The sequence below is a fragment of the Comamonas sp. MYb396 genome (assembly GCF_037479555.1).
In the GTDB taxonomy this organism is placed as follows: Bacteria; Pseudomonadota; Gammaproteobacteria; order Burkholderiales; family Burkholderiaceae_C; genus Comamonas.
Map to the genome: position 1 here is coordinate 84922 of NZ_JBBGYU010000004.1, position 20101 is coordinate 105022.

20 protein-coding genes are annotated in these 20101 nt (G+C 63.4%); 14 read left to right on the forward strand and 6 right to left on the reverse strand.

What is annotated here, in order from left to right; all coding sequences use genetic code 11:
* Positions 1–10 precede the first annotated feature (10 nt).
* The 5 genes from WH265_RS10655 (at position 11) to WH265_RS10675 (ending at position 5009) form a co-directional block, all read left to right on the forward strand.
* Positions 11–757, forward strand: a complete 747-nt coding sequence (locus WH265_RS10655) for an ABC transporter ATP-binding protein (RefSeq protein WP_339558262.1) — start codon at positions 11–13, stop codon at positions 755–757.
* The gene (locus WH265_RS10660; protein WP_339558263.1) at positions 754–1527 is read left to right on the forward strand and encodes an ABC transporter permease; all 774 of its coding nucleotides are present in this window, start codon (positions 754–756) and stop codon (positions 1525–1527) included. The genes WH265_RS10655 and WH265_RS10660 overlap by 4 nt, the downstream gene beginning before the upstream one ends.
* 40 nt (positions 1528–1567) lie before the next feature.
* A complete protein-coding gene (locus WH265_RS10665) occupies positions 1568–2605 on the forward strand; it encodes an ABC transporter substrate-binding protein (RefSeq protein ID WP_339558264.1) in 1038 nt (345 codons plus the stop codon).
* Between the two features lies 1 nt (position 2606).
* Complete coding sequence (locus WH265_RS10670) at positions 2607–3392, forward strand: SDR family oxidoreductase (protein ID WP_339558265.1); 786 nt, start codon at positions 2607–2609, stop codon at positions 3390–3392.
* A 159-nt stretch (positions 3393–3551) separates the two neighbouring features.
* Positions 3552–5009, forward strand: a complete 1458-nt coding sequence (locus WH265_RS10675; RefSeq protein ID WP_339558266.1) for a cryptochrome/photolyase family protein — start codon at positions 3552–3554, stop codon at positions 5007–5009.
* Between the two features lie 59 nt (positions 5010–5068).
* Here the strand turns inward: WH265_RS10675 and WH265_RS10680 are convergent, their stop codons facing one another.
* Together WH265_RS10680 and WH265_RS10685 are read right to left on the reverse strand one after the other, a co-directional pair.
* The gene (locus WH265_RS10680; protein WP_339558267.1) at positions 5069–5593 is read right to left on the reverse strand and encodes a GNAT family N-acetyltransferase; all 525 of its coding nucleotides are present in this window, start codon (positions 5591–5593) and stop codon (positions 5069–5071) included.
* A 179-nt stretch (positions 5594–5772) separates the two neighbouring features.
* Positions 5773–6777: a Bug family tripartite tricarboxylate transporter substrate binding protein gene (locus WH265_RS10685; RefSeq protein ID WP_339519469.1), complete on the reverse strand. Its 1005-nt coding sequence runs from the start codon at positions 6775–6777 to the stop codon at positions 5773–5775.
* A gap of 384 nt (positions 6778–7161) precedes the next feature.
* Here WH265_RS10685 and WH265_RS10690 point away from each other — a divergent pair, with 384 nt between their 5' ends.
* From WH265_RS10690 to WH265_RS10710, 5 genes are all read left to right on the forward strand, one after another.
* Positions 7162–8517: a four-carbon acid sugar kinase family protein gene (locus WH265_RS10690; RefSeq protein WP_339558268.1), complete on the forward strand. Its 1356-nt coding sequence runs from the start codon at positions 7162–7164 to the stop codon at positions 8515–8517.
* A complete protein-coding gene (pdxA, locus tag WH265_RS10695; protein ID WP_339558269.1) occupies positions 8514–9512 on the forward strand; it encodes a 4-hydroxythreonine-4-phosphate dehydrogenase PdxA in 999 nt (332 codons plus the stop codon). Before WH265_RS10690 ends, pdxA begins: the two co-directional genes overlap by 4 nt.
* A gap of 20 nt (positions 9513–9532) precedes the next feature.
* Positions 9533–10669, forward strand: a complete 1137-nt coding sequence (locus tag WH265_RS10700) for an iron-containing alcohol dehydrogenase (protein ID WP_339558270.1) — start codon at positions 9533–9535, stop codon at positions 10667–10669.
* A 9-nt stretch (positions 10670–10678) separates the two neighbouring features.
* The gene (locus WH265_RS10705) at positions 10679–11575 is read left to right on the forward strand and encodes a dihydrodipicolinate synthase family protein (RefSeq protein WP_339558271.1); all 897 of its coding nucleotides are present in this window, start codon (positions 10679–10681) and stop codon (positions 11573–11575) included.
* 66 nt (positions 11576–11641) lie between these two features.
* Positions 11642–12406 carry a DeoR/GlpR family DNA-binding transcription regulator gene (locus WH265_RS10710; protein WP_339519478.1) on the forward strand — a complete coding sequence of 255 codons (765 nt, stop codon included), beginning with the start codon at positions 11642–11644 and terminating at the stop codon, positions 12404–12406.
* Between the two features lie 15 nt (positions 12407–12421).
* Here WH265_RS10710 and WH265_RS10715 read toward each other — a convergent pair whose 3' ends face one another.
* The 3 genes from WH265_RS10715 to WH265_RS10725 are packed head-to-tail and all read right to left on the reverse strand — an operon-like array spanning position 12422 to position 14741.
* Complete coding sequence (locus WH265_RS10715) at positions 12422–13399, reverse strand: zinc-binding dehydrogenase (protein WP_339537744.1); 978 nt, start codon at positions 13397–13399, stop codon at positions 12422–12424.
* A gap of 11 nt (positions 13400–13410) precedes the next feature.
* Positions 13411–14091, reverse strand: coding sequence for a type 1 glutamine amidotransferase domain-containing protein (locus WH265_RS10720; protein WP_339558272.1), 681 nt, complete (start codon positions 14089–14091; stop codon positions 13411–13413).
* On the reverse strand, positions 14088–14741 hold the full coding sequence (locus WH265_RS10725) for a TetR/AcrR family transcriptional regulator (RefSeq protein WP_339558273.1): 654 nt from the start codon (positions 14739–14741) through the stop codon (positions 14088–14090). Before WH265_RS10725 ends, WH265_RS10720 begins: the two co-directional genes overlap by 4 nt.
* A 447-nt stretch (positions 14742–15188) precedes the next feature.
* Here WH265_RS10725 and WH265_RS10730 point away from each other — a divergent pair, with 447 nt between their 5' ends.
* Positions 15189–17057: an Ig-like domain-containing protein gene (locus WH265_RS10730; protein ID WP_339558274.1), complete on the forward strand. Its 1869-nt coding sequence runs from the start codon at positions 15189–15191 to the stop codon at positions 17055–17057.
* 142 nt (positions 17058–17199) lie between these two features.
* Here the strand turns inward: WH265_RS10730 and WH265_RS10735 are convergent, their stop codons facing one another.
* Positions 17200–17562, reverse strand: a complete 363-nt coding sequence (locus tag WH265_RS10735; protein ID WP_339558275.1) for a hypothetical protein — start codon at positions 17560–17562, stop codon at positions 17200–17202.
* Here WH265_RS10735 and WH265_RS10740 point away from each other — a divergent pair.
* From WH265_RS10740 to WH265_RS10750, 3 genes are all read left to right on the forward strand, one after another.
* A complete protein-coding gene (locus tag WH265_RS10740) occupies positions 17561–18139 on the forward strand; it encodes a TetR/AcrR family transcriptional regulator (protein WP_021025218.1) in 579 nt (192 codons plus the stop codon). The two genes, WH265_RS10735 and WH265_RS10740, sit on opposite strands and share 2 nt — an antisense overlap.
* Before the next feature lie 119 nt (positions 18140–18258).
* Positions 18259–19329: an NAD-dependent epimerase/dehydratase family protein gene (locus WH265_RS10745; RefSeq protein ID WP_339558276.1), complete on the forward strand. Its 1071-nt coding sequence runs from the start codon at positions 18259–18261 to the stop codon at positions 19327–19329.
* A gap of 398 nt (positions 19330–19727) precedes the next feature.
* On the forward strand, positions 19728–19982 hold the full coding sequence (locus WH265_RS10750) for a hypothetical protein (protein WP_148293016.1): 255 nt from the start codon (positions 19728–19730) through the stop codon (positions 19980–19982).
* Positions 19983–20101 lie beyond the last annotated feature (119 nt).

Below are 20101 nucleotides of genomic sequence, written 5' to 3' on the forward strand. Positions count from 1 at the left end.
AGGCGGCGCGATGGCATGGATTGATATTGAGGACCTCAGCTTTGCCTACCCGGGCCAGGCCCCGGTCGTGGATGGCGTGCGCTGGCAGATGGCGCAAGGCGCCTTCCACTGCCTGCTGGGCCGCAGTGGTTGCGGCAAGACCAGCTTGCTGCAGCTGGTCGCCGGCCTGCTGCAGCCCCAGGCGGGCCGGATTGTGCGGGCTGGTGGTAGCTTGGCAGCACCCGGCCCGCAGCTGGGTGTGATGTTCCAGTCGCCCACCTTGCTGGACTGGCTGACGGTGCTGGATAACGTGCTGCTGCCGCTATCGCTGCAGCGCAAGCCCACCGCGCGGGACCGCCAGGCGGCCGAGCAGCTGCTGGCCCAGCTGGGGCTGGCTGCGTTAATTCACCAACATCCGGGCCAGTTGTCTGGCGGACAACAAAGCCGGGTGGCGCTGGCGCGGGCCTTGATTCGTGAGCCCGCCTTGCTGCTGCTCGACGAGCCCTTTGCCGCCCTCGATGCCATCACCCGTGCCGAGCTGCAGGATGAGCTGCTGCGCAGCTGCCGGGCGCGGGGCACCACGGTGCTCTTTGTCACGCATGACATCAACGAGGCCGTGTACCTGGGGGACCGGGTGGCGCTGATGCATGGCGGGCGCTTGGTGGCCGATATGGAAATTGATCTGCCGATGCCGCGCACCCAGGCCATGCGCCATGGCGCGGCCTTCAACGCCTATGCGGCCCAGGTGCGCGCCGCGATGGATGGGGCCAGCGCATGAACCCCATCCTCAAAGCCCGGCTCTGGGCCGCTGCGTTGCTGGTACTGTTGCTGGCCGTGTGGGAGGGCGCAGGGCGCCTGGGCGGTATCTCCGCCTTGGTGCTGCCGGTGCCGTCGGCGGTGCTGCAGGCCTTGTGGACGGGGCTCGCGTCGGGCTACTTTTGGCCGCATGTGGCGGCCACCGTGCAGGCGGTGCTGCTGGGCCTGGCGGTAGGCGCATCTTTTGGGCTGCTGGCGGGCATGGCCTTGGCCGAGTCGGTCTTGCTGGAGCGCGTGCTCAAGCCCTATGTGGTCGTCAGCCAGGTGGTGCCCAAGCTGGCGCTGGCGCCGCTGTTTGTGCTGTGGTTTGGCTTTGGCATGCTGCCGACGGTGCTGATCACGGCGCTGGTCTGCTTTTTCCCGTTAATGGAGAACACTTTGACGGGCCTGCGCCAGGTCGATGCGCAGCGCCTGCAGCTGTTTCGCATGCTGGGGGCGAGCCGGCTGCAGACGTTGGTGCGGCTCAAGCTGCCCACGGGATTGCCGGCCATTCTGGCGGGCCTGCGTGTGGCCGTGGTGCTGGCGCTGGTGGGTGCGGTAGTCGCAGAGTTTATGGGTGCCAGCCAAGGGCTGGGCGCAGTGGTGATTGCCGCCCAGGGAATGATGGACACCAGCTTGATGTTTGCCGCGCTGCTGTTGATTGCAGCGCTGGGCTTGCTGCTGTACCAGGCCTGCCTGCTGCTGGAGCGCAGATTGCTGCGTAGCCATGCAGTCACCGGCCCGCGCCGTTGATTTTTGGATTTTTGCTCGATTGCTTCTGGATGGACCGCTTATGTCTGCACCTTTTCTGACCTCCTCCCTCTCGCGCCGCCGCTGGCTGGGCGCCTCTGCCAGCCTCTTGGGCCTGGGCTTGGCGGGCACGGGCACCACAGCGGGCGCTGCAGCGCCGGTCAGCGGCAAGATTCGCCTGGCCGGCTGGAGCAAGCCGATCAGCGAAATCACCAATATCCTGGCTGAGCCGGACAAGGGCTTTTTCAAGGCCCAAGGGGTGGACCTGACCTACCTGCCGGGTGCGGGCGGTGGCGACGCGATCCGCAACATTTTGAGCGGGCAGGGCGATGTGGCCTTTACCGACCCGGGCTCGTTCTTTATGGCCCTGGACAAGGGCGAGAAGCTGGTCGCCATCTATGACATTTACCCGCAAAACGTGTTCAATGTCGTGTCGCTGCGCTCGAGCGGCATCCGCAGCCCGGCGGACCTGAAGGGCAAGACCATTGGCGTCTATAGCCTCGCCAGCGGCACGCGCCAGAACCTGCTGGTGATGCTGCACCAGGCGGGGCTCAAGGAATCGGATGTGCGCATTGTGGTGACCGGCCTTTTGAACTTTGCGCCGCTGATGCAAGGCCAGGTCGATGCGACCGCCGCCACCGACACCGGCCTGGCCGTGGGCCTGCGCAAGGGCATGGGCGAGGTGCATGTGATGCCCGTGCGCGACTACCTGAATATGTCCAGCGATATGTTTGTGGTGCGCCGGCAGACGCTGGAGCAGCAGCCGGCATTGCTGCAGGCCTTTTTGCGCGGCTACCGCGACAGCGCAGCCTGGATGATCGCCCAGCCCGAAGAGGCCGCGACCCTGGCCACCAAGCGCGCGATCGATGGCACCCAGCGCGATATCAACCTGGATGTGATCGGCCTGCGTAATGCCTCCGCCCAGCCCAGCTTGCGGCTGCAGGGCAAGGTCGCGCCGCTGGGCAGCTTTGACCTGGCAGCGCTGCAAAAGGGCGCTGATGCCTACCATGCGCTGGGCATGGTGCAGCAGCCCATTAAGGTGGCCGATGTGGTGGACAGCCGTTGGCTGCCAGGGGCCTGAGATGCAGCCAAGCAGTGCTTTGAATCTGCGCGGCAAGGTAGTGCTGGTGACCGGCGCCAGCCGGGGCATTGGAGCGGCCATCGCCCAGGCCTTTGCGCGCGAAGGCGCCACCGTGGCAGTGAACTACCTGGCCAATGAGGCAGCCGCCGCCCAGACCGTGGCCGCCTGCCAGGCCGCCGGCGGCGATGCCTGGGCTGTGCAGGCCGATGTCGGCAACCCGGCTGCGGTGGATGCGATGGCCCAGGCCATTGCGCAAGAGGCCGGGCCCATCGATGTCGTCGTGAACAACGCCTTGCGCCCCTATGCCTTTGACCCCGAGCGCCGCCAGCCGCTGGATGCACTGGCCTGGAGCGACTACCAGGCGCAGTTCGATGCCGCTGTGGGCGGCGCCTTCCATGTCTGCCGCGCGGTGCTGCCGCAGATGCGCCAGCGCGCCCGGGGCAGCATCGTCAATATCAGCAGCAATCTGGTGGAACACCCCGTCGTCGCCTACCACGACTACAGCACGGCCAAGGCGTCGCTGGTGGGCTTTAGCCGCAACCTGGCCAGCGAGCTGGGGCCTTTTGGCATACGCGTCAACTGCGTCGCACCGGGCCTCGTCTACCCCACCCAGGGCAGCGCACAAACCCGCGAGTCCTTTCGCGAATCGCTGATGGCCGCCACCCCGCTGCGCCGCCTGGCGAGCCCCGAGGATGTGGCCGGGCCGGTGCTGTTTCTGGCATCGGATTTGAGCCGGTTTATGACGGGGCAGGTGTTGCTGGTGGATGGGGGGCTGGTCATGCGCTGACTGCGCAATCTGGTTGCACTGGTTTGACGCGACTTTCTCTGGCACGCTACTGTGCCACGGCGATGCACAATGGCGCAGCGAAGACGGTCGGCAATGGCTTGGCTGTCTTCACCCATGCCTTTGGCATCCAGAAAAAACCAGACAAGGAAACCGATCACCATGGCCAGCCGCGCCCTGGTGTGGATGCGCCGCGATTTGCGCTGCGACGACCATGCCGCTCTCTACCATGCCTTGCGCCGCTTCGAGCAGGTGTATTGCGTCTTCGTTTTTGACACCGACATCCTGGATTTGCTGCCCACGCGCGAAGACAGGCGGGTGGACTTTATCCATGCCAGTGTGCTGGCGCTGGACGAGGACTTGCGCCAGTTGGCGGCGGGCAGCGGAACGACCGGCGCGGGCCTGCTGGTGCGCCATGGGTCGGCTGCGCAAGAGGTGGTGCAGTTGGCGCAGGCGCTGGGCGTGCAAGAGGTGCTGACCAACCGCGACTACGAATCGGAGGCCATTGCCCGCGATGCGCGCGTGGCTGGCGATCTGCAAGCGGCCGGCATTGCCTTTAGCGATTACAAGGACCAGGTGCTGCTGGACCGCGATGAGGTGCTGACCCAGCAAGGCCATCCCTACAGCGTGTTCACGCCCTACAAGCGCGCCTGGCTGCAAAAGCTCGATGCCTTCCAGTGCAAGGCCTACCCGGTGGCACGCTATGCCGGGCATCTGGCGGCATTGCCCAAGGGCGAGGCGATACCGTCGCTGGCCGATCTGGGTTTTCAGCCCAGCAATCTGGCGTCGCTCAAGATCCCTACCGGCAGCCGGGGCGCGCAGCAACTGCTGCAGGATTTTTTGCCGCGCATGGCGGCTTACCAGGACGCGCGGGATTTTCCGGCGGTCAAGGGCGTCTCCTACCTGTCGGTGCATCTGCGTTTTGGCACCGTGTCGATCCGCCAGTTGGCCGCGCTGGCCGTGGCGCAGGCACGCACGGGCTGCGAGGGCGCGCAGACCTGGTTGTCGGAGCTGGCCTGGCGTGACTTCTACGCGATGATTCTCTGGCACCACCCGCAGGTGGTGACCCAGTCGTTCCGCCCCATCTACGACAAGGTGCAGTGGGACGATGCCCCTGAGCTGTGGCAGGCCTGGTGCGAGGCACGCACCGGCTACCCGCTGGTCGATGCCGCCATGCGCCAGCTGCTGCAGACCGGCTATATGCACAACCGCCTGCGCATGGTGGTTGCCAGCTTTTTGACCAAGGACCTGGGCATTGACTGGCGCGCGGGCGAGCGCTTTTTTGCCCAGCACCTCAATGACTATGACCTGTCGTCGAACAACGGCGGCTGGCAGTGGGCGGCGTCGACCGGCTGTGACGCCCAGCCCTGGTTCCGCATCTTCAACCCCATCACCCAGTCCGAGCGCTTTGACCCAGACGGCAAGTTCATCCGCCGTTACCTGCCAGAACTCGCCAAGGTGCCTGACCGGTATATCCACTTTCCCGCTGCGATGAAGCCGCTGGAGCAGCAAGCCTGCGGTCTGCAGCTGGGGCGCGACTACCCGCACCCGGTGGTGGACCACGGCCGGGCGCGCGAGCGGACCTTGATGCGGTTTCACTTTATGAAGAATCCGGATTGACCGGATGGGAGGCTCGGCGGTGAGGTAGGGCAGTGCTCGCCGCAAGCGCCATAGCTTGATCAGTGCCGCTCCATGAACATGCCCATGGGCAGCCGCATTGCGATGCGCCTGCCTGGGGGTAATCCATGCAGGGCTTCGGCGTCCAGGGTTTCCTGGAGGCGTTGTCCGGGTTGCCGCAGCTGCTGAAAACCCAGCCTGGCATAAGCAGGGGCACACCATGCCACATCGGAAAACGTCGTCAAGGTCAGCGCGCTCAGCCCCTGTGCCAGGGCGTGCTGGTACGCCCTGGCCATGAGCAGGCGGCCGATGCCCCTGCGCTGCCAGTCCGCGTGAACGGATAACTCCCAGATATGCAGCTCGGTATCGACAATCTCCGTGCTGATGAAACCGGTCAGCACTCCTTCATCCTTCTCGGCCACCCATACCGATTGCTGGAGGATGCGGCTTTCATGCGCAGCCTGCGCTATCAGCGGGCCGTCTGCCAGCCAGGCCAGGCCGGCGGCATCGCTATACAGCTGGGCAGCAGATTTTTCAATGGCTGGCAAATCTGCGGCGTCTGTGAGACGGGCAGGGCGAATCAACATGTGGGGGCTCCAGATCCATACCGTGTTCGCTGGGGATGGGGTCGAACGGTCTGGCATTGTAGTTCCGGCCAGCGGTATAGTGGACGCTGAAAGCCGCACTGCTGTGCAGCAAGTATCCTGCCGCCACAGCACTTGTGGAGCCGGCCTTGCGACCGGCTCCGCACAAGATCACTCAACCATCAATCAATCTTCAAGCCAATCGCGCTGATCACCGAGCCATAGCGGTCCAGCTCGGCCTTGGTGAACTTGGCGAGCTCGTCCTGGGTGCTGGCCTTGCTGCGCACGCCCAGTTTGGTCAGGCGGTCCTTGGCGTCGGCATCGGCCAGGGCTTCGTTCAGCGCCTGGTGGAGTTTGGCCAGCACTTCGGGGCTGGTCTTGGCGGGGGCGTAGAGGGCGTACCAGGCGTTCACCACAAAGTTGGGGTAGCCGCTTTCGGCAAAGGTGGGCACATTGGGCAGCTCGGGCAGGCGCTCGGTGCTGGCAACGGCCAGGGGCCGCACTTTGCCCGAGGTGATCAGTGGCGTGGCGCTGGTCAAGGTGTCAAAGATCATGTCGATGCGGCCGCCCATCAGGTCCATGGTGTGGGCATTGCCGCCCTTGTAGGGTACATGGGTCATGTCCACATTGGCGGCGCGCTTGAACAGCTCGGCACTCAAATGCAGCGGCGAGCCATTGCCGGCCGAGCCGTAGGTGAGGGTGGCCGGCGTCTTTTTGGCCTGTTCCACGACCTGCTTGACATCCTTGAATGGCGAGTTGGTGGCGACTTCCAGCACGATGGGGGCTTCGCCGATCATGCCGACCGGGGCGAAGTCCTTGATCGCGTCATAGCCTGGCTGGCGGTACAGGTGCGGGCTGATCGCATGGCTGGAGAGGGAGCCCAGCACCAGCGTGTAGCCATCGCCCGGGGCCTTGGCCGCTAGCGCGGTGCCGATGGTGGTGCCCGCGCCGCCCCGGTTGTCAACGATGACGGACTGCTTGAGGATCTCCCCCATCTTCTGGCCCACGATACGGCCCACCGCATCGTTGGCGCCGCCGGCCGGGTAGGGCACGATCAAGGTGATGGGCTTGGCAGGATAGGCGGCATCTGCCGCCTGGCTGGCCAGCGGGGCGAGGCCCAGCAGCAGGCTGCTGGCGAGAAGGAAGCGGCGGCGCGTGGCGGCAGAAGCGGGGTTGGAAGCGAACATGGTGGGACACCTCAAGGGCTGGCGGTTCAGAAATGACTTCAGGGCTGAAGACGGAATGGTTCTTGGTAGTTATTTGATCAAAACAATCAAAATTGATAATTTTTTGAACGCTTCGATCAGAACTCTTTTTACCAAAGTCTCCAATCAGGACTTTCCCCGAGTTGGTGCATGCACCATGGTGCGGAATTGCTGCACATTGGCGGTGCGTGCGCGGGCCTGATACCGTGGTTTGAGCCTGAACTCGTTTCTTCAACGATCAAGTCGATCATTTTTGGTGCGTTAAATCTAGGGTTAACCCTTGTTTTATGTTGCTTTTAATCAATTATGATTGAATCAATCAATTTTAAGGCTTGGCGTGATGACTGAGTCGACCGAAAGCCCCGCATGAGCCCGCGTTCCCTCCCGCACTACCTGGTTGTCGCCGACGACCTCTCCGGCGCAGCCGACTGCGCTGCGGGGTTTGCGAGCGCTGGCCTCTCCACCAGCGTGCTGCTGGATGCGCAAGCCAGCGCTGGTGCCCAGGGTGATGTGGCGGTGCTCACGGTAGACACCAACAGCCGGCGCGATACGGCGGCTGAGGCTGCTGCCAAGCTGCAGGCGGTGCTGGCTGCGCCGGCATCGCAGGGCCGCCGGGTGCTCAAGAAAATCGATTCCACCCTGCGGGGCGGCTGGGCGCAGGAGGTGGCGGTGTTGCAAACTGCGCTCCATGCCATTGCGCTGGTGGCTCCGGCCTTCCCGCAGATGGGACGCACGATGCAGGACGGTGTGGTGTATGTGCACGGTGTGCGATTGTCCGATACCGCTACCTGGAAGCTGGAGCATGCAGACCGCGATGACCGCGCGGCGCAGCAGCTGCATGCAGCCGGACTGCGCTGCGACAACCTGCCCGCCAGCCTGCTCGATGCAGGCCCAGAAGCGACCGCGCAAGCAATTGCCAATGCACGCGAGCAGGGCGTGCAGGCGCTGGTGTTTGATGTGCTCCATGACCAGCATCTGCAGACGCTGGCCCAGGCCAGCTTGCAGATAGAGCAGGCTTTTTGCGTCTGCTCAGCGGGCCTCTCGCATGCGCTGGCGCAGCAGGTGCAGCCAGTATCTGCCTTGGCTGCATCGCTGGATGTACCGCATGCCGCCGGGCGTTTGCCCAGCGTGGTCACCGTCGTTGGCAGCATGTCGGCGATTGCGCAGCAGCAGCTCGCGTATTTGGCCGAGCAGCCACAAACGCGGCTGCATGTGGTGCCACCTGGCTGCTTGCGCAGCGACGTGCAGACGACCCAAGGCCAGACCCTGGTGCAGACGCTGGTGCAGACGCTGGTGCAGACCATCAGCGACGAAGTGGCACAGGGCCTGGATGTCGTGGTCAGCCTCGGAGCAGACGCGCAGACGGACCCGGCCGAAGGCCCGATGCTGGCGCGGCAGCTGGCACGCTTGCTGCACGCGCCCATGGCCGGCGCAGCAGGCCTCGTCATCACCGGTGGAGAGACGGCCCGGGCAGTACTGGAAGAACTGCAACTGCGCAGCCTGCGCGTGCATTCCGAGAGCGAACCCGGCGTGGTGCTGTGCATCACCGAGGACCACGATACCCCACACAACGCCCGACGCCAGTGGATTGCCACCAAGGCCGGCGCCTTTGGCCATCCCGCATCGCTGCAGCGCGCAAGCAGCGCCATCCATTCATTGCTGGCCGGCCAAACCCCGGGCGGCCGCACCGACACAGCCCCTACAGAAAGCAAGCAAAGATGAGCCATTCTCTGCCCGTCATCGGAATCACCATGGGAGACGCTGCTGGCGTGGGCCCTGAAATCATTGTCAAGAGCTTTGCGAACGACAGCCTGTACAGCCTGGCGAAAGCCGTGGTCATTGGCGATGCCAAGCGGCTGCAGAAGGCCAATGCGCTGCTGGGCACCCAGGTGCGTGTGCGGGCGATCGAGGACATTGCCGACGCCGCCTTTGAGCGGGGCGTCATCGACTGCATCGATCTGCAGCTGATCCCGGACGACCTGGCCTTTGGCAAGCTCTCGCCCGTGGCCGGGGATGCGGCGTTCCGCTTCATCGAGCGTGCGGTGGAGCTGGCCAAGGCCCGAAAGATCGATGCGATTTGCACCGCGCCGCTGAACAAGGAGGCACTGCATGCCGGCGGCCACAAGTTTCCCGGCCACACGGAGATGCTGGCGCACCTGACGGGCGTGGAAGAGGTCTCGATGATGCTGGTTGCGCCCAATCTGCGGGTGATCCATGTGACCACGCATATCGGCTTGCTCGATGCCATCCGCAAGATCGAGCCGGGCCTGGTCGAGCGCACCATCCAGCGCGGCTACGACACCTTGCGCAAGGCGAGCATCGCCAACCCACGGATTGCAGTGTGCGGCATCAACCCGCATGCCGGTGAGAACGGCCTGTTTGGCTATGGCGAGGAAGAAGAAAAGATCATCCCCGCCGTGCAGAAGCTGCGCGAGAGGGGCATGGACATTGAAGGCCCACTGCCGGCCGACACGCTGTTCTTCCGCGCCGGGCGCGGTGATTTTGACCTGGTGGTGGCCATGTACCACGACCAGGGCCATGGCCCCGTCAAGGTGCTGGGCCTGGAGGCGGGCGTGAACATCACCGTGGGGCTGGATGTGATCCGCACCTCGGTGGACCACGGCACGGCATTTGACATTGCCGGCAAGGGCATTGCCGATGAGCGCAGCCTGCTCGAAGCCTTGCGCCAGGGCGCAGAACTCGCAACACGCAGCTAAAAAATCCAGGAGACAAAGACATGCATATCCATAGCACCGTCCTGAGCGGCCACAAGGTCCTTGACGACATCGCCTACCTGGTGAACGGCAAACACAAACTGCTGTTTGTCAGCGACCAGAACATCATCGGTATTGCCGGTGTGCAGGCGCTGCTGGCCCAGCTGCGGCGCGCAGCCACCGAGGTGCTGGTGGTCGACGATGTGCCGCCCGAGCCCTCCGATGCCGATGTGGAGCGCATTCTGCAGGAGCGCGATCTGCGCGGCGTGGATTTTGTCGTGGGCGTAGGCGGCGGCAGTGTGCTGGATGTGGCCAAGCTGCTGTCGGCGCTGGCGTACCCGGAGTCGCCCAGCTTGGCCGAGTTGCTGGCGGGCACCAAGGTCACGCAGCGGGTCAAGGCGCTGATGGTGCCGACGACGGCGGGGACGGGCTCGGAAGCGACGCCCAATGCGATCCTGGCGATCCCTGCGCGCGAGACCAAGCAGGGCATCATCTCGCCGGTGCTGCTGCCCGACTATGTGGCGCTGGCGCCGGAGCTGACGGTGACCATGCCGCACAAGATTGCGGCCTCGACCGGTGTCGATGCGCTCTGCCACCTGATCGAGTGCTTTACCGCCAGCATTGCCAACCCGGTCGCCGACAACTACGCGATGATCGGCTTGAAAAAGCTGTTCGAGAACATCGAGCTGTCGGTGGCCGAACCCGACAACCTCGAAGCCAAGCTCAATATGCTCTGGGCCTCGTACTACGGCGGCGCCTGCATTGCCCATGCCGGCACGCACCTGGTCCATGCCATGTCCTACCCGCTGGGTGGCAAGTACCACATCCCGCATGGCGTTGCCAATGCCATCTTGCTCGCGCCTTGCTTTGAGTGGCTGCGCCCGCTGTGCGTTGCCAAGCTGGCACGCGCTTACGAGCTGGTGCCCGGTGCCAATCTGGCACTGGACGACGAGGGCAAATCGCATGCGCTGGTGGCCTACTTTGCCGATCTGGTCCAGCGCCTGCGCCTGCCGGCCAGCCTGCAAGAGCTGGGCATTGGCCGCGACCACCTGCCCGATCTGGTGAAGGCCGCGCTCGATGTGCAGCGCCTCATCAAGAATGTGCCCGGGGCCGTCACGGGCGCCGATATCGAAAAGGTCTACCTGAAGCTGTTCAACTGAGACAACACCATGGCAAACACGCAAAAACTCCAAGGCATTCTGACGGCCATCATCACCCCCATGGACGCGGAGGACCGCTTTGCCGAGGCACCGTTCCGCGAGCAGATCGACCGCCAGATCAAGGCCGGTAATGGCATTTTCTGCGGCGGCACGAATGGCGAATTCTTTGCACTGACCGAGGGCGAAAAGCGCCGCGTGGCCGAGGTGGCGATGGAGCAAGTCGCTGGGCGCGCCAGCGTGGTCGGCCATGTGGGCGAGGTCTCCACGGCCGAATGCATCCGCGCCGGCCGTGAGATTGCCCGCCTGGGCGTGGATGCGGTTGCCGCCATCACGCCCTGGTTTGTGCCGCTGTCGCAGGATGATCTGCATTGGCATTTCAGCGCGATTGCCGATGCGCTGGAGGTGCCCGTCTATCTGTACAACATCCCCGCACGCACTGGCAACACCATTGCGCCAGAGACCGCCAAGCGCCTGGCCGCGCACCCCAATATCGCTGGCATCAAGGACAGCGCCGGCAGCCATGAAAGCCTGAGCGGTTTTTTGAAAGTCGCCAAGGAAGTGCCGGATTTTGTCGTGTTCAACGGGCCCGACAGCCTGATCCACCAGGGCTTTGTCGAAGGCTGCGCCGGCGCCGTATCGGGCCTGGCCAATGCGGCGCCGCGCGAGATCAATGCGATCTGGACGCGCTTTGCCGCGGGTGATATTGCCGGCTCGCGCCAGCAGCAGGAGACCGTCACCAGCCTGCGCGAGACGCTCTACAAGGTCTGCTTTGCGCCGGCTGCCGTCAAGCGCGCCGTGCAACTGCTGGGCTACAACGTGGGCAACAGCAAGTACCCCGTGCGCATCAGCGCCGAGCAGGAGGCGCAGATGCGCGAAATCCTGCAGGCGCATGGCATATCGGGTTGAGGCGTTGCTGACTCGGTTAAGCTCTTATCCGTTATCGCTATTGTGCTGTAGCCAGCCACGCATCCCATGAAGGTCGCCAACCGTAGAGAGTCCATTTTGCATGCCGTGAATTCGGGCATGACCGATGTGGCCGCGCTGTGCGCGAGGTTTGCCATCTCCGAGGCCACCGTGCGCCGTGACCTGCAGGCGCTGCAGCAGGACGGGCGGCTGCTGCGCGTCTACGGTGGCGCGGTGGCAGCGCCGATTCGCCATGAGCCCGAAGAATCGCTGGAGCTGCGCAAGGTACATGACGGCGAGGCCAAAGCCGCGATTGCGCGCAAGGCCATCAGCCTGATCGAGCCGGGCGACACCCTCTTTATCGATGGCGGCACCACCACCGATGCGCTCGCGCGCCTGCTGCCCAAGGACGATTCGCTGCGCATCATCACCAACAACCTGCTGGCGCTGAACACGCTGAGCAGCCGTGATATCCCCGTCACCTTGATCGGCGGCGACCTGCGCCGGGGCAGCATGAGTGTGTACGGGTCGCTCGCTGACATGGCGCTCGAGCGCCTCACATTCGACAAGGTGTTTTGCAGCGCCGATGGCATCGATGCCGAGTTTGGCGTTTGCGAAGGCTCGATCGAGCAGGCCTGGTTCAAGGAAAAGCTGTTCCGCCGCACGCGCGAGGTCTATATGCTGGCCACTGCTGAAAAGCTGGGCCGCAAGTCGCAGATGAACTGGTCGCCCATCCACCGCCAGTGGACCCTGATCACCGATGCCGCACCCGAAAGCCATGCCGTGCAGGCCTTTGGCAACCACCCCTTTGTGACGGTGGTGCCGGTCGCCTGAGGGCATGGGCCCCCGTCAAGGCCTGAGCAGCACCTTGCCTTTGCGGCCCGGCTGCAGGCTGGCTGCGGCCGCTTGGGCGGCGTCGCCCAGGTCGTAGATGGCCTCGGTCGGCAGCTTCAGTTCACCACCCACAATGCGTTGGATCAGCTCAGTGATCAGGCGGCGTTTGTCCTGGGCGGACAGGGCCTCGCTCACCTTGCTGCCCCAAAAGCCTTTGACGGTGGCCTGTTTGAAGATCATCGCGCCCGAGTCAATCTGCATCGGCTCGCCGGCCATGGTGCCAAACGACACCAGCGTGCCGCCTTCGCCGAGCAAAGCCAATAGCGCTGCGCTGGATGCACCGCCAATGGAATCGACGGCGGCGTAAGCACCTTGGGGACCGAGCAGCGCGCTGGCACTTTGCTTCCAGTCCGCTTGCGCGGTGGACAGGACATTGGCAATGCCCAGCTGGCTGAGCTCCTCGACACCCGCATCGCGGCGCACCAGGTTGAGCACCTGCACACCCCGCGCACTGGCCAGCATGGCCAGGGTCTTGCCGACGGCGCCATTGGCCGTGTTCTGCGCAATCCATTGCCCGGCTTGCACGTTCAAAAACTCCAGCAGCATCAAGGCGCTGAGCGGCATCGCGATGAGCTGGGCGGCCACTTCATCGGGGATGGCCTCGGGCACGGGCACCAGCAGGCGCGCGGGCGCCAGAAAGTGCTCGGCCCAGGTGCCGTGGACGCCGGCCACCGCGACGCGCTGCCCCAGCGTGACGCCTTCGACGCCAGCGCCGAGCGCATCGACCAGGCCCACGGCCTCGCTGCCGCCAATGGCGGGCAGCTCGGGCTTGTAGCCGTAGCGGCCCCGGATGGTCCAGAGGTCATGGTTGTGGATGGGGGCGAGCAAGGTCTTGATACGAACCTCGCCAGCCGCCGGCTGGGGCATGGGCTGCTCGCCCAGGCTCAGGACCTCGGCGGGCTCGCCGAAGCTGGTGTGAATGGCACTGCGCATGGTGACTGTCCTTATTTTGCGAGCATGGACAGCAGGGCCTGGGCCACCGCTTCGCTGCTGGCGGGGTTCTGGCCGGTGACCAGGCGCCCGTCGACCTCGACATGCACCTGCCAATCCGGGCCCTTCTGGTAGTCAGCGCCCAAGCGGCTGAATTCATCTTCAATCAAAAAGGGCACCACGGCGGTGAGGCCAACTGCGTTTTCTTCGCTGTTCGTAAACCCCGTCACGCGGCGGCCTGCCACCAGGGGCTGGCCATCGGCGGCCTTGACATGGATGAGGGCGCCCGGCGCATGGCAGACCAGGCCCAGCGGCTTGCCTGCGCGCTCAAAGGCCTCCAGCAGTGCAATCGATTTGGCGTCATTGGCGAGATCCCACAGCGGGCCATGGCCACCGGGATAGAAGACGGCATCAAAGTCATCGGCCTGGATCTGGGCCAGTGGCGTGGTCGCTGCCAACGCGGCCTGTGCCTGCGGGTCCTTGCGGAAGCGCTCGGTTGCGGCGGTCTGGGCATCGGGCTCATCGCTCTTGGGGTCCAGCGGCGGCTGGCCGCCCAGCGGGGATGCGAGTGTGATGTCGGCGCCTGCGTCCTGGAAGGCATAGTAGGGCGCGGCAAATTCTTCCAGCCAGAAACCGGTCTTGCGGCCTGTGTCGCCAAGACGGTCGTGCGAGGTCAGTACCAATAGAACTTTCATGGGGACTCCTTGAGGGATGGGTGGAGGGGTTGGGGTGAGCAGGGTGCCGATGCGCTGCAGGTCAGCAGGTGCACCGTGGCCGCCCGCGCTTGCAGCAGAGACGATCGGTCCTGGCTCAGCTTGGCCAGCAGCGCCGCGCCCAGCCACATCTGGTAGAGCACGCGCGCGACCACGAGCGACGGCGGGCCTGCGGGCAGCGAGCCATCGCCACGCGCCTCGTCAATGACGGCAGCGATCCTGGCCAGCAGCCGCTGCACGCCGCCATCGAGCACCTGGCGCATTTCTTCGGACAGGTCAGCAACCTCGGCCGCGAGCTTGACCACCAGGCATTCTTCGGCCCAGCCGCAGTGCGCATCACCGGGCGCCGCAATCCAGGCGTCCCAGTAGCGCATCAGGCGTTCATTGCCGGTGCCGTCCGCTGCCAGCAGGCTATCCACCTTGCGGCCATAGCCATCGACATACTGCTGCAGCAACGCGCAGCCAAAGGCCTCTTTCGACGGGAAGTAGTGGTAGAACGAGCCCTTGGGCACGTTGCAGGACTTGAGAATTTCCTGCAGACCCACAGCCGCAAAACCTTTGCGCAACACGAGCTGGTGCCCGGTGTCGAGGATGTGCTGGCGGGTGGCTTGCGCTTTCGGGGTCAAGGTCATGGGCTCGATTGTAGTAAAAAATAGACCGGTCGTCTACAAGGCGGGGTGTTGGTTCCTGTGTTCCTGAACCTAGGGCGCTCACCGTTGGTGATCCGCCCGAATTGCGGCGCCCCAACCGTACGCTGGTCTGAGCCGAATCCTGCAGAAACCGCTACAAATCTGCCCGATGTTTCAAATGGATAATAATGTAAACAATTGTTAACAAATCTTCCTTTGGATTTTTTAATTAATATTTTTATAGTTGTCACCGCTAAGATGGATGGACGCGACTTCCTGCTATTTTTTACCGCTGAATTTTCCATGCCTAGAATGACATTCTTCTGAATCAAGAGGCTATTTTTTGATAATGATTGAAGAGTGGATATATTCCTATCACCCTATTCGTGGCGGATGCTGATGTTTGCTTGCTGGTGGTCTGTGTGATTTTTGACGTATGGGCAAGATGTCGTGAATGCTCTTGGTGGGGCTATTTATTATCAATACACGGCTTTGCCCATGATGATGTATAAAAATAATGCGACAAAATTTACAGGTGCTGCTGCACTCTTGCTGGTTGCCGTGGCTGGCATGGGTAAAGCAGAGGCTGCCGCTTGCCGGGTATTGTTCAATGGTCTGAATACCTACCCTGCAGCGCAGTCGTTAATTCTCAATGGCGTGAATGTGGTGCCCACCAATTCGCCGTCCGCTATTTCAAATTTCTTGTCTGGCCCCAGCGCCAATTTGCCGCAGTATGATGCCATCTGGCTGCATTGGTATAACGCAACCTATTCTTCGGCGAGTACCCCTTCTGTTGCGGACGCCGCTGCATTGGTCGCCTACCTGGGCGGGGGTGGCCGGGTGCACTTTACCCAAGATTATGGCAATAATTTTTATAATGAATGGGCTGTAGGTGTCATGAATGCCAGAGTGGCCTCTGGCTCTGGCGGTGGAAGTATAGCAACCGGGCCTAATTCGGTTTATGGTGGTGCCTGGACAGTGAACAGCGCGGCTATTGGGAATATCGATGCCTTTCCGTTTTCGTTAGGTGCTTCGGTCATGTTTGATAACGGCGGTGTGTTGCTGGGCCCGATTCCTGCGCAGAATCGGCTGGCTTACCAAATGTCGTTGAGCGATCCTGCGGCACCGATCAGTGTGGCTGCCTTTGGCGAAGCAGATATGAACGGCAATGCCGGACGCATCACTTATTTTGGTGATGGCGGCAATCTAGGGGGAGCGAGCCAAACCGATGCGAACATGCAGGTCATCAAGAACCTGCAGGCGTTTTTGCTGGCTCCATCAGCCTGCCGAGCCCCGCTGGCTGCGCAGGAGGACTCCGGCACGATGGATGCGGCCGGAGGGATTGCCATCAGCAATGTGCTGGCCAACGATGATATGAATCCAGGTGGTTTGCATGGGCAGGTGGTGCCGACGCTTGGATCCGTCGTGACGATGGCGGAACTGCCGGGGACCAATACGTCCCCTGCGGGCTTTCCCATGGTCCTGGATACCAATACCGGCAGCGTGAGCCTGAGCCCCGCAACTCCGCCGGGAACCTATTCCTTGGACTACCAGTACTGCCAGATCAGCAAGCCTGATAACTGCGCGAAAGCAACAGCGACCGTGACGGTCAGCGGGCCGACGGCGTTGAGTGCAGTGAATGATCTGGCCTACACCACACAGGGGCAGCCTGTCAGTATCGACGTTCGCGCCAATGACACCACGGTGCCGGCGGCGCAGCGCATCGGTGTGCCATCCATCAGCCAGCAGCCATCCCATGGCAGCGTGAGCGTCGATGGCTCGGGCAACATGGTCTACACGCCCGATGCCGGTTTTTCTGGCACCGATAGCTTCGACTACCAGGTCTGTCTGGAGGCGGCACCTTCTGAGTGCAAGCCCGCAGTCGTGACCGTGAGGGTATTGGGCGTGACTGCCACGGCGGATTCAGCCAGCACCGCGATCAATACCCCCGTGACGATCCGCATTTTGGGCAATGATGCCTCCAGCGACACGACCAGCGCGCCACTGGGGGGGATGGCGACAGGCGTGTCTGCGCCAGCGCATGGTGCAGTGGCCTACAACGCCGATGGCTCCGTCAGCTACACGCCCGCACCGGGATTCTCGGGAACGGATACCTTCACATACCAGATCTGCAGCCTGCAAGGCCCGTATCCGCAGCCGGTGTGCCAGACGGCGATGGTCACGGTGGTGGTGAGTCCCGTGCAAACACCGTCGGGTGCTGGTCCTGTACAGGCGGTGCCGGTCGATAGCCCTTGGGTGCTGTGGCTGGTATCGATGGGCTTGGTCGGTCTGGCAGCGCGTCGCTATCGCTTGCGTTGATCGCTGCAGCGGTGACGGGTAGGGGGCTTTTGATGGCGCAGCCGACTGCCGCTGCGGTGCCTGGCAGTGCAAGCGGGCACTGGCGACGTCTCTGCCAGTAGGCTGTCCCGGCCTGCCTTGGCGTGGCCGGGGTTAGGCCGGATCACTCTGGTGGCTGCTTTGCCTTACCCATGGTCAGCGATCCTCTGCCAAACTCCCTGCCGTGGTCTGAGCGCGCTGTCAGGCGATCGGCTGCGTTGTTTTCCTTGGCCATAGCGACAGCTCGGCTGTAAATACCGCCTTGTGTCACCTCCAGATCCGCATCCCTTCGATTGGGCAAGGGCCATGCAGGCGACCGCCCTGGCTGGGCGGCGACCTTGCCCCTTGGCTTGTGCCAATCCGCATTTCGGCAGGCTGATGCAGGCAATGAAAAGCCTTTGCACTGTCGCAGGCAGCAGATGATGGCTTGACAGCTTGCGTCTGTATAATTAATATCCATCCGGTCGGAAATAAATATTGCTGCCATGGGACGCTCAAGAGTCATCGACCAAGATCAACTGCTGGATGCCGCCGAAGCGGTCATCGCGCGCGACGGTGCGGCCAAGCTTACGCTCGATGGGGTTGCGGCCCAGGCGGGTGTCAGCAAGGCCAGCGTCACCTACGACCACAAGACCAAACAGGGTCTGATCAAGGCCCTGGTCCACAGGGCCCTGGAGCGTGATAACGCATTCAACCAGGCCGCCGCCCGGCAGTTCAATGGTGGCGACGCTCAGACGGTGCGGGGGCGCATTGCGGCAGCGGCCCATCCGCTTCCGCCACCTCAGCGCGCCGTGGCCTTGAATCTGTGCGCGGCCCTGGCGCAGGATGGGGAGCTGCGCGCGCTGATGCAGGCCAACCAGGCCATGGTCATCGCGGCCCTGCAGGCCGACGCCGCCCAGCCGCGCGCGGCCCTGGTGGCCTATTTGGCGCTCGAGGGCTTGAAGCTTCTGGAAAGCCTGGACTTCCACTCCTTCGCTGCCGCTGACAGACAGCGCCTGCTTGCGGACATCGAAGCGCTGTTGGGCGCTGCTTCTGCAGCCGCACCGGTAGCTGCGGCGGACTAACTCCCATAGGTCTCCTGGCGTCGCTAGCGCGGGTCGCGCCGGCGCTCCCTTCTGGACGAGCCCGACGGGCTGCATGCGCAGCCTGTGGCCGCGCCGTTTTCATTGCTCATTGCCAGCCCATGTTTGATTCTTCACTTCCTTTGACAGCTTCGCACGCCATGTCTGAACCGCGCCTGCGCAGGCTTTTTATCACCGGTGGCAGCGGCTATGTGGGCCGCAATGTCGTGCGGCATTTTGTAGCGCAAGGTGTTGAGGTACACGCGTTGGCGCGCAGTGCCCAGGCGGGTCAATGCTTGCATGCGCTGGGTGCCAAGCCGGTCGAGGCAGACCTGTTTTCTGCGCAACTGCCACTGGCCATGCAAGGCTGCGACGCGCTGGTGCATGCAGCGGCGGACACCCAGCATGGCCTGGCGAGCCGGAACCAGCATCTCGTCAATGTCGAAGGGACTCGTCGGGTGCTGGCTGCCGCAGCCCAGGCACAGGTCGCGCGTGTGGTGCACATCAGCACGGAGTCGGTGTTGCTCGATGGCCGGGCGCTGGTCCATGCCGACGAAAGCCATCCCTATCCTCTGCGGCCGGCCGGAGGCTATTCGGCCAGCAAGATAGAGGCGGAACAGATCGCCTTGGCCGCAGCGCGGCAGGGCTTGCATGTTTGTGTGCTGCGCCCGCGCTTTGTCTGGGGGCGGGATGACACGACAGCCCTGCCGCAGTTGCTGCAAGCGGTCGACGCCGGCAAGTTTGCCTGGGTTGGTACGGGGCGGTACCGTACCTCGACCACCCACATTGGGAACCTGGTGCATGGCATAGAGCGGGCATTGCTGGCGGGCGAGGCCGGGCAGTGCTATTTCATTGCTGATGCGGATGTGGTCGAATTTCGGACATTCATCAGCGACCTCCTGGCCACCCAAGGGCGGTGCGCGTCCGGCAAGTCGGTGCCTCGGTGGTTGGTGTATAGGTTGGCCTCGGTCTGCGAAGGTATTGCGCCGTGGTTGGGCGGGCGTTGGCAGCCACCGGTGACGCGGCAGGCGCTGGCCACCTCGGCCGTCGAGGTAAGTCTGAATATCGACAAGGCCCGCAACAGCCTGGGTTATGCCCCAGTGGTAAGCCGGGCTGATGGTTTGGAGGAGCTGCGGCAGCTGCGCAAAGCCCAAGCGCAGCGCAAGGATGGAAACGCCAGCGAGGCCGCTTAGCTGGAGCCCGAACCGCTACCGCTTGGCGCTCTGCAGTGCCAGCAATTGCCGACACCTGCCGAAAGCCTGGCCTGCATCGGGAGCGGGTGCCCGCCAATTGTGCTTGGGCCCGGCGCCGCCTTCTTGGGCAACAAGCGGGCCGGCATGGCCAGCGTCGCTGGGAGCAGAGGCTGGACATCGGGAATGTCTCTATGGCAGGTGCTCCATGTTTGGCTGGGGAGGGCGGGTCTGTTGTCAGCCATTGCCGCAAGTGACTGTTCTTGGGTGCTGCATATGAAACAAGCCGGTACTCCTATGCTATGTTTGTGACAGCCGCAGGATGACAACACGCGACCGGTCGGAGGGTTGTGTGTTGCAGACCTGATTTTTCATTGCGATGCGCCCGAAGAGGAGGCCGTATGAGATCCCGTGCAAAGTCTTTGTCGGAATTGCAAATCACCGTCGTCACCCCCGACCAGATCAAGCTGTTCAAGATGGCTTATCTGGCAGGCATTACCGATGCGGCCGCCATTTTTGATGCCGACAGTGAACTGGTCGCCAGTGACGAGGTGGCCGAGCGTATTACGCAGGCCTTGGACGAGGCGGTAGCCTCTTTTGAAGACGATTGCCTCTCGGTCGGGCCCTGCCATCTGGCGCCCGAATCCGATACCTAACGCCCCTTGCTGCGCCCAGCCAGCCCCGCTCGCGGGGCTTTTTTTACGCCCGTAGCGAGGGAAGGTCTGGGTTCAGGGTCATAAAAAATTCATCTGATACAGCTGTTGAAAGTTGTTCG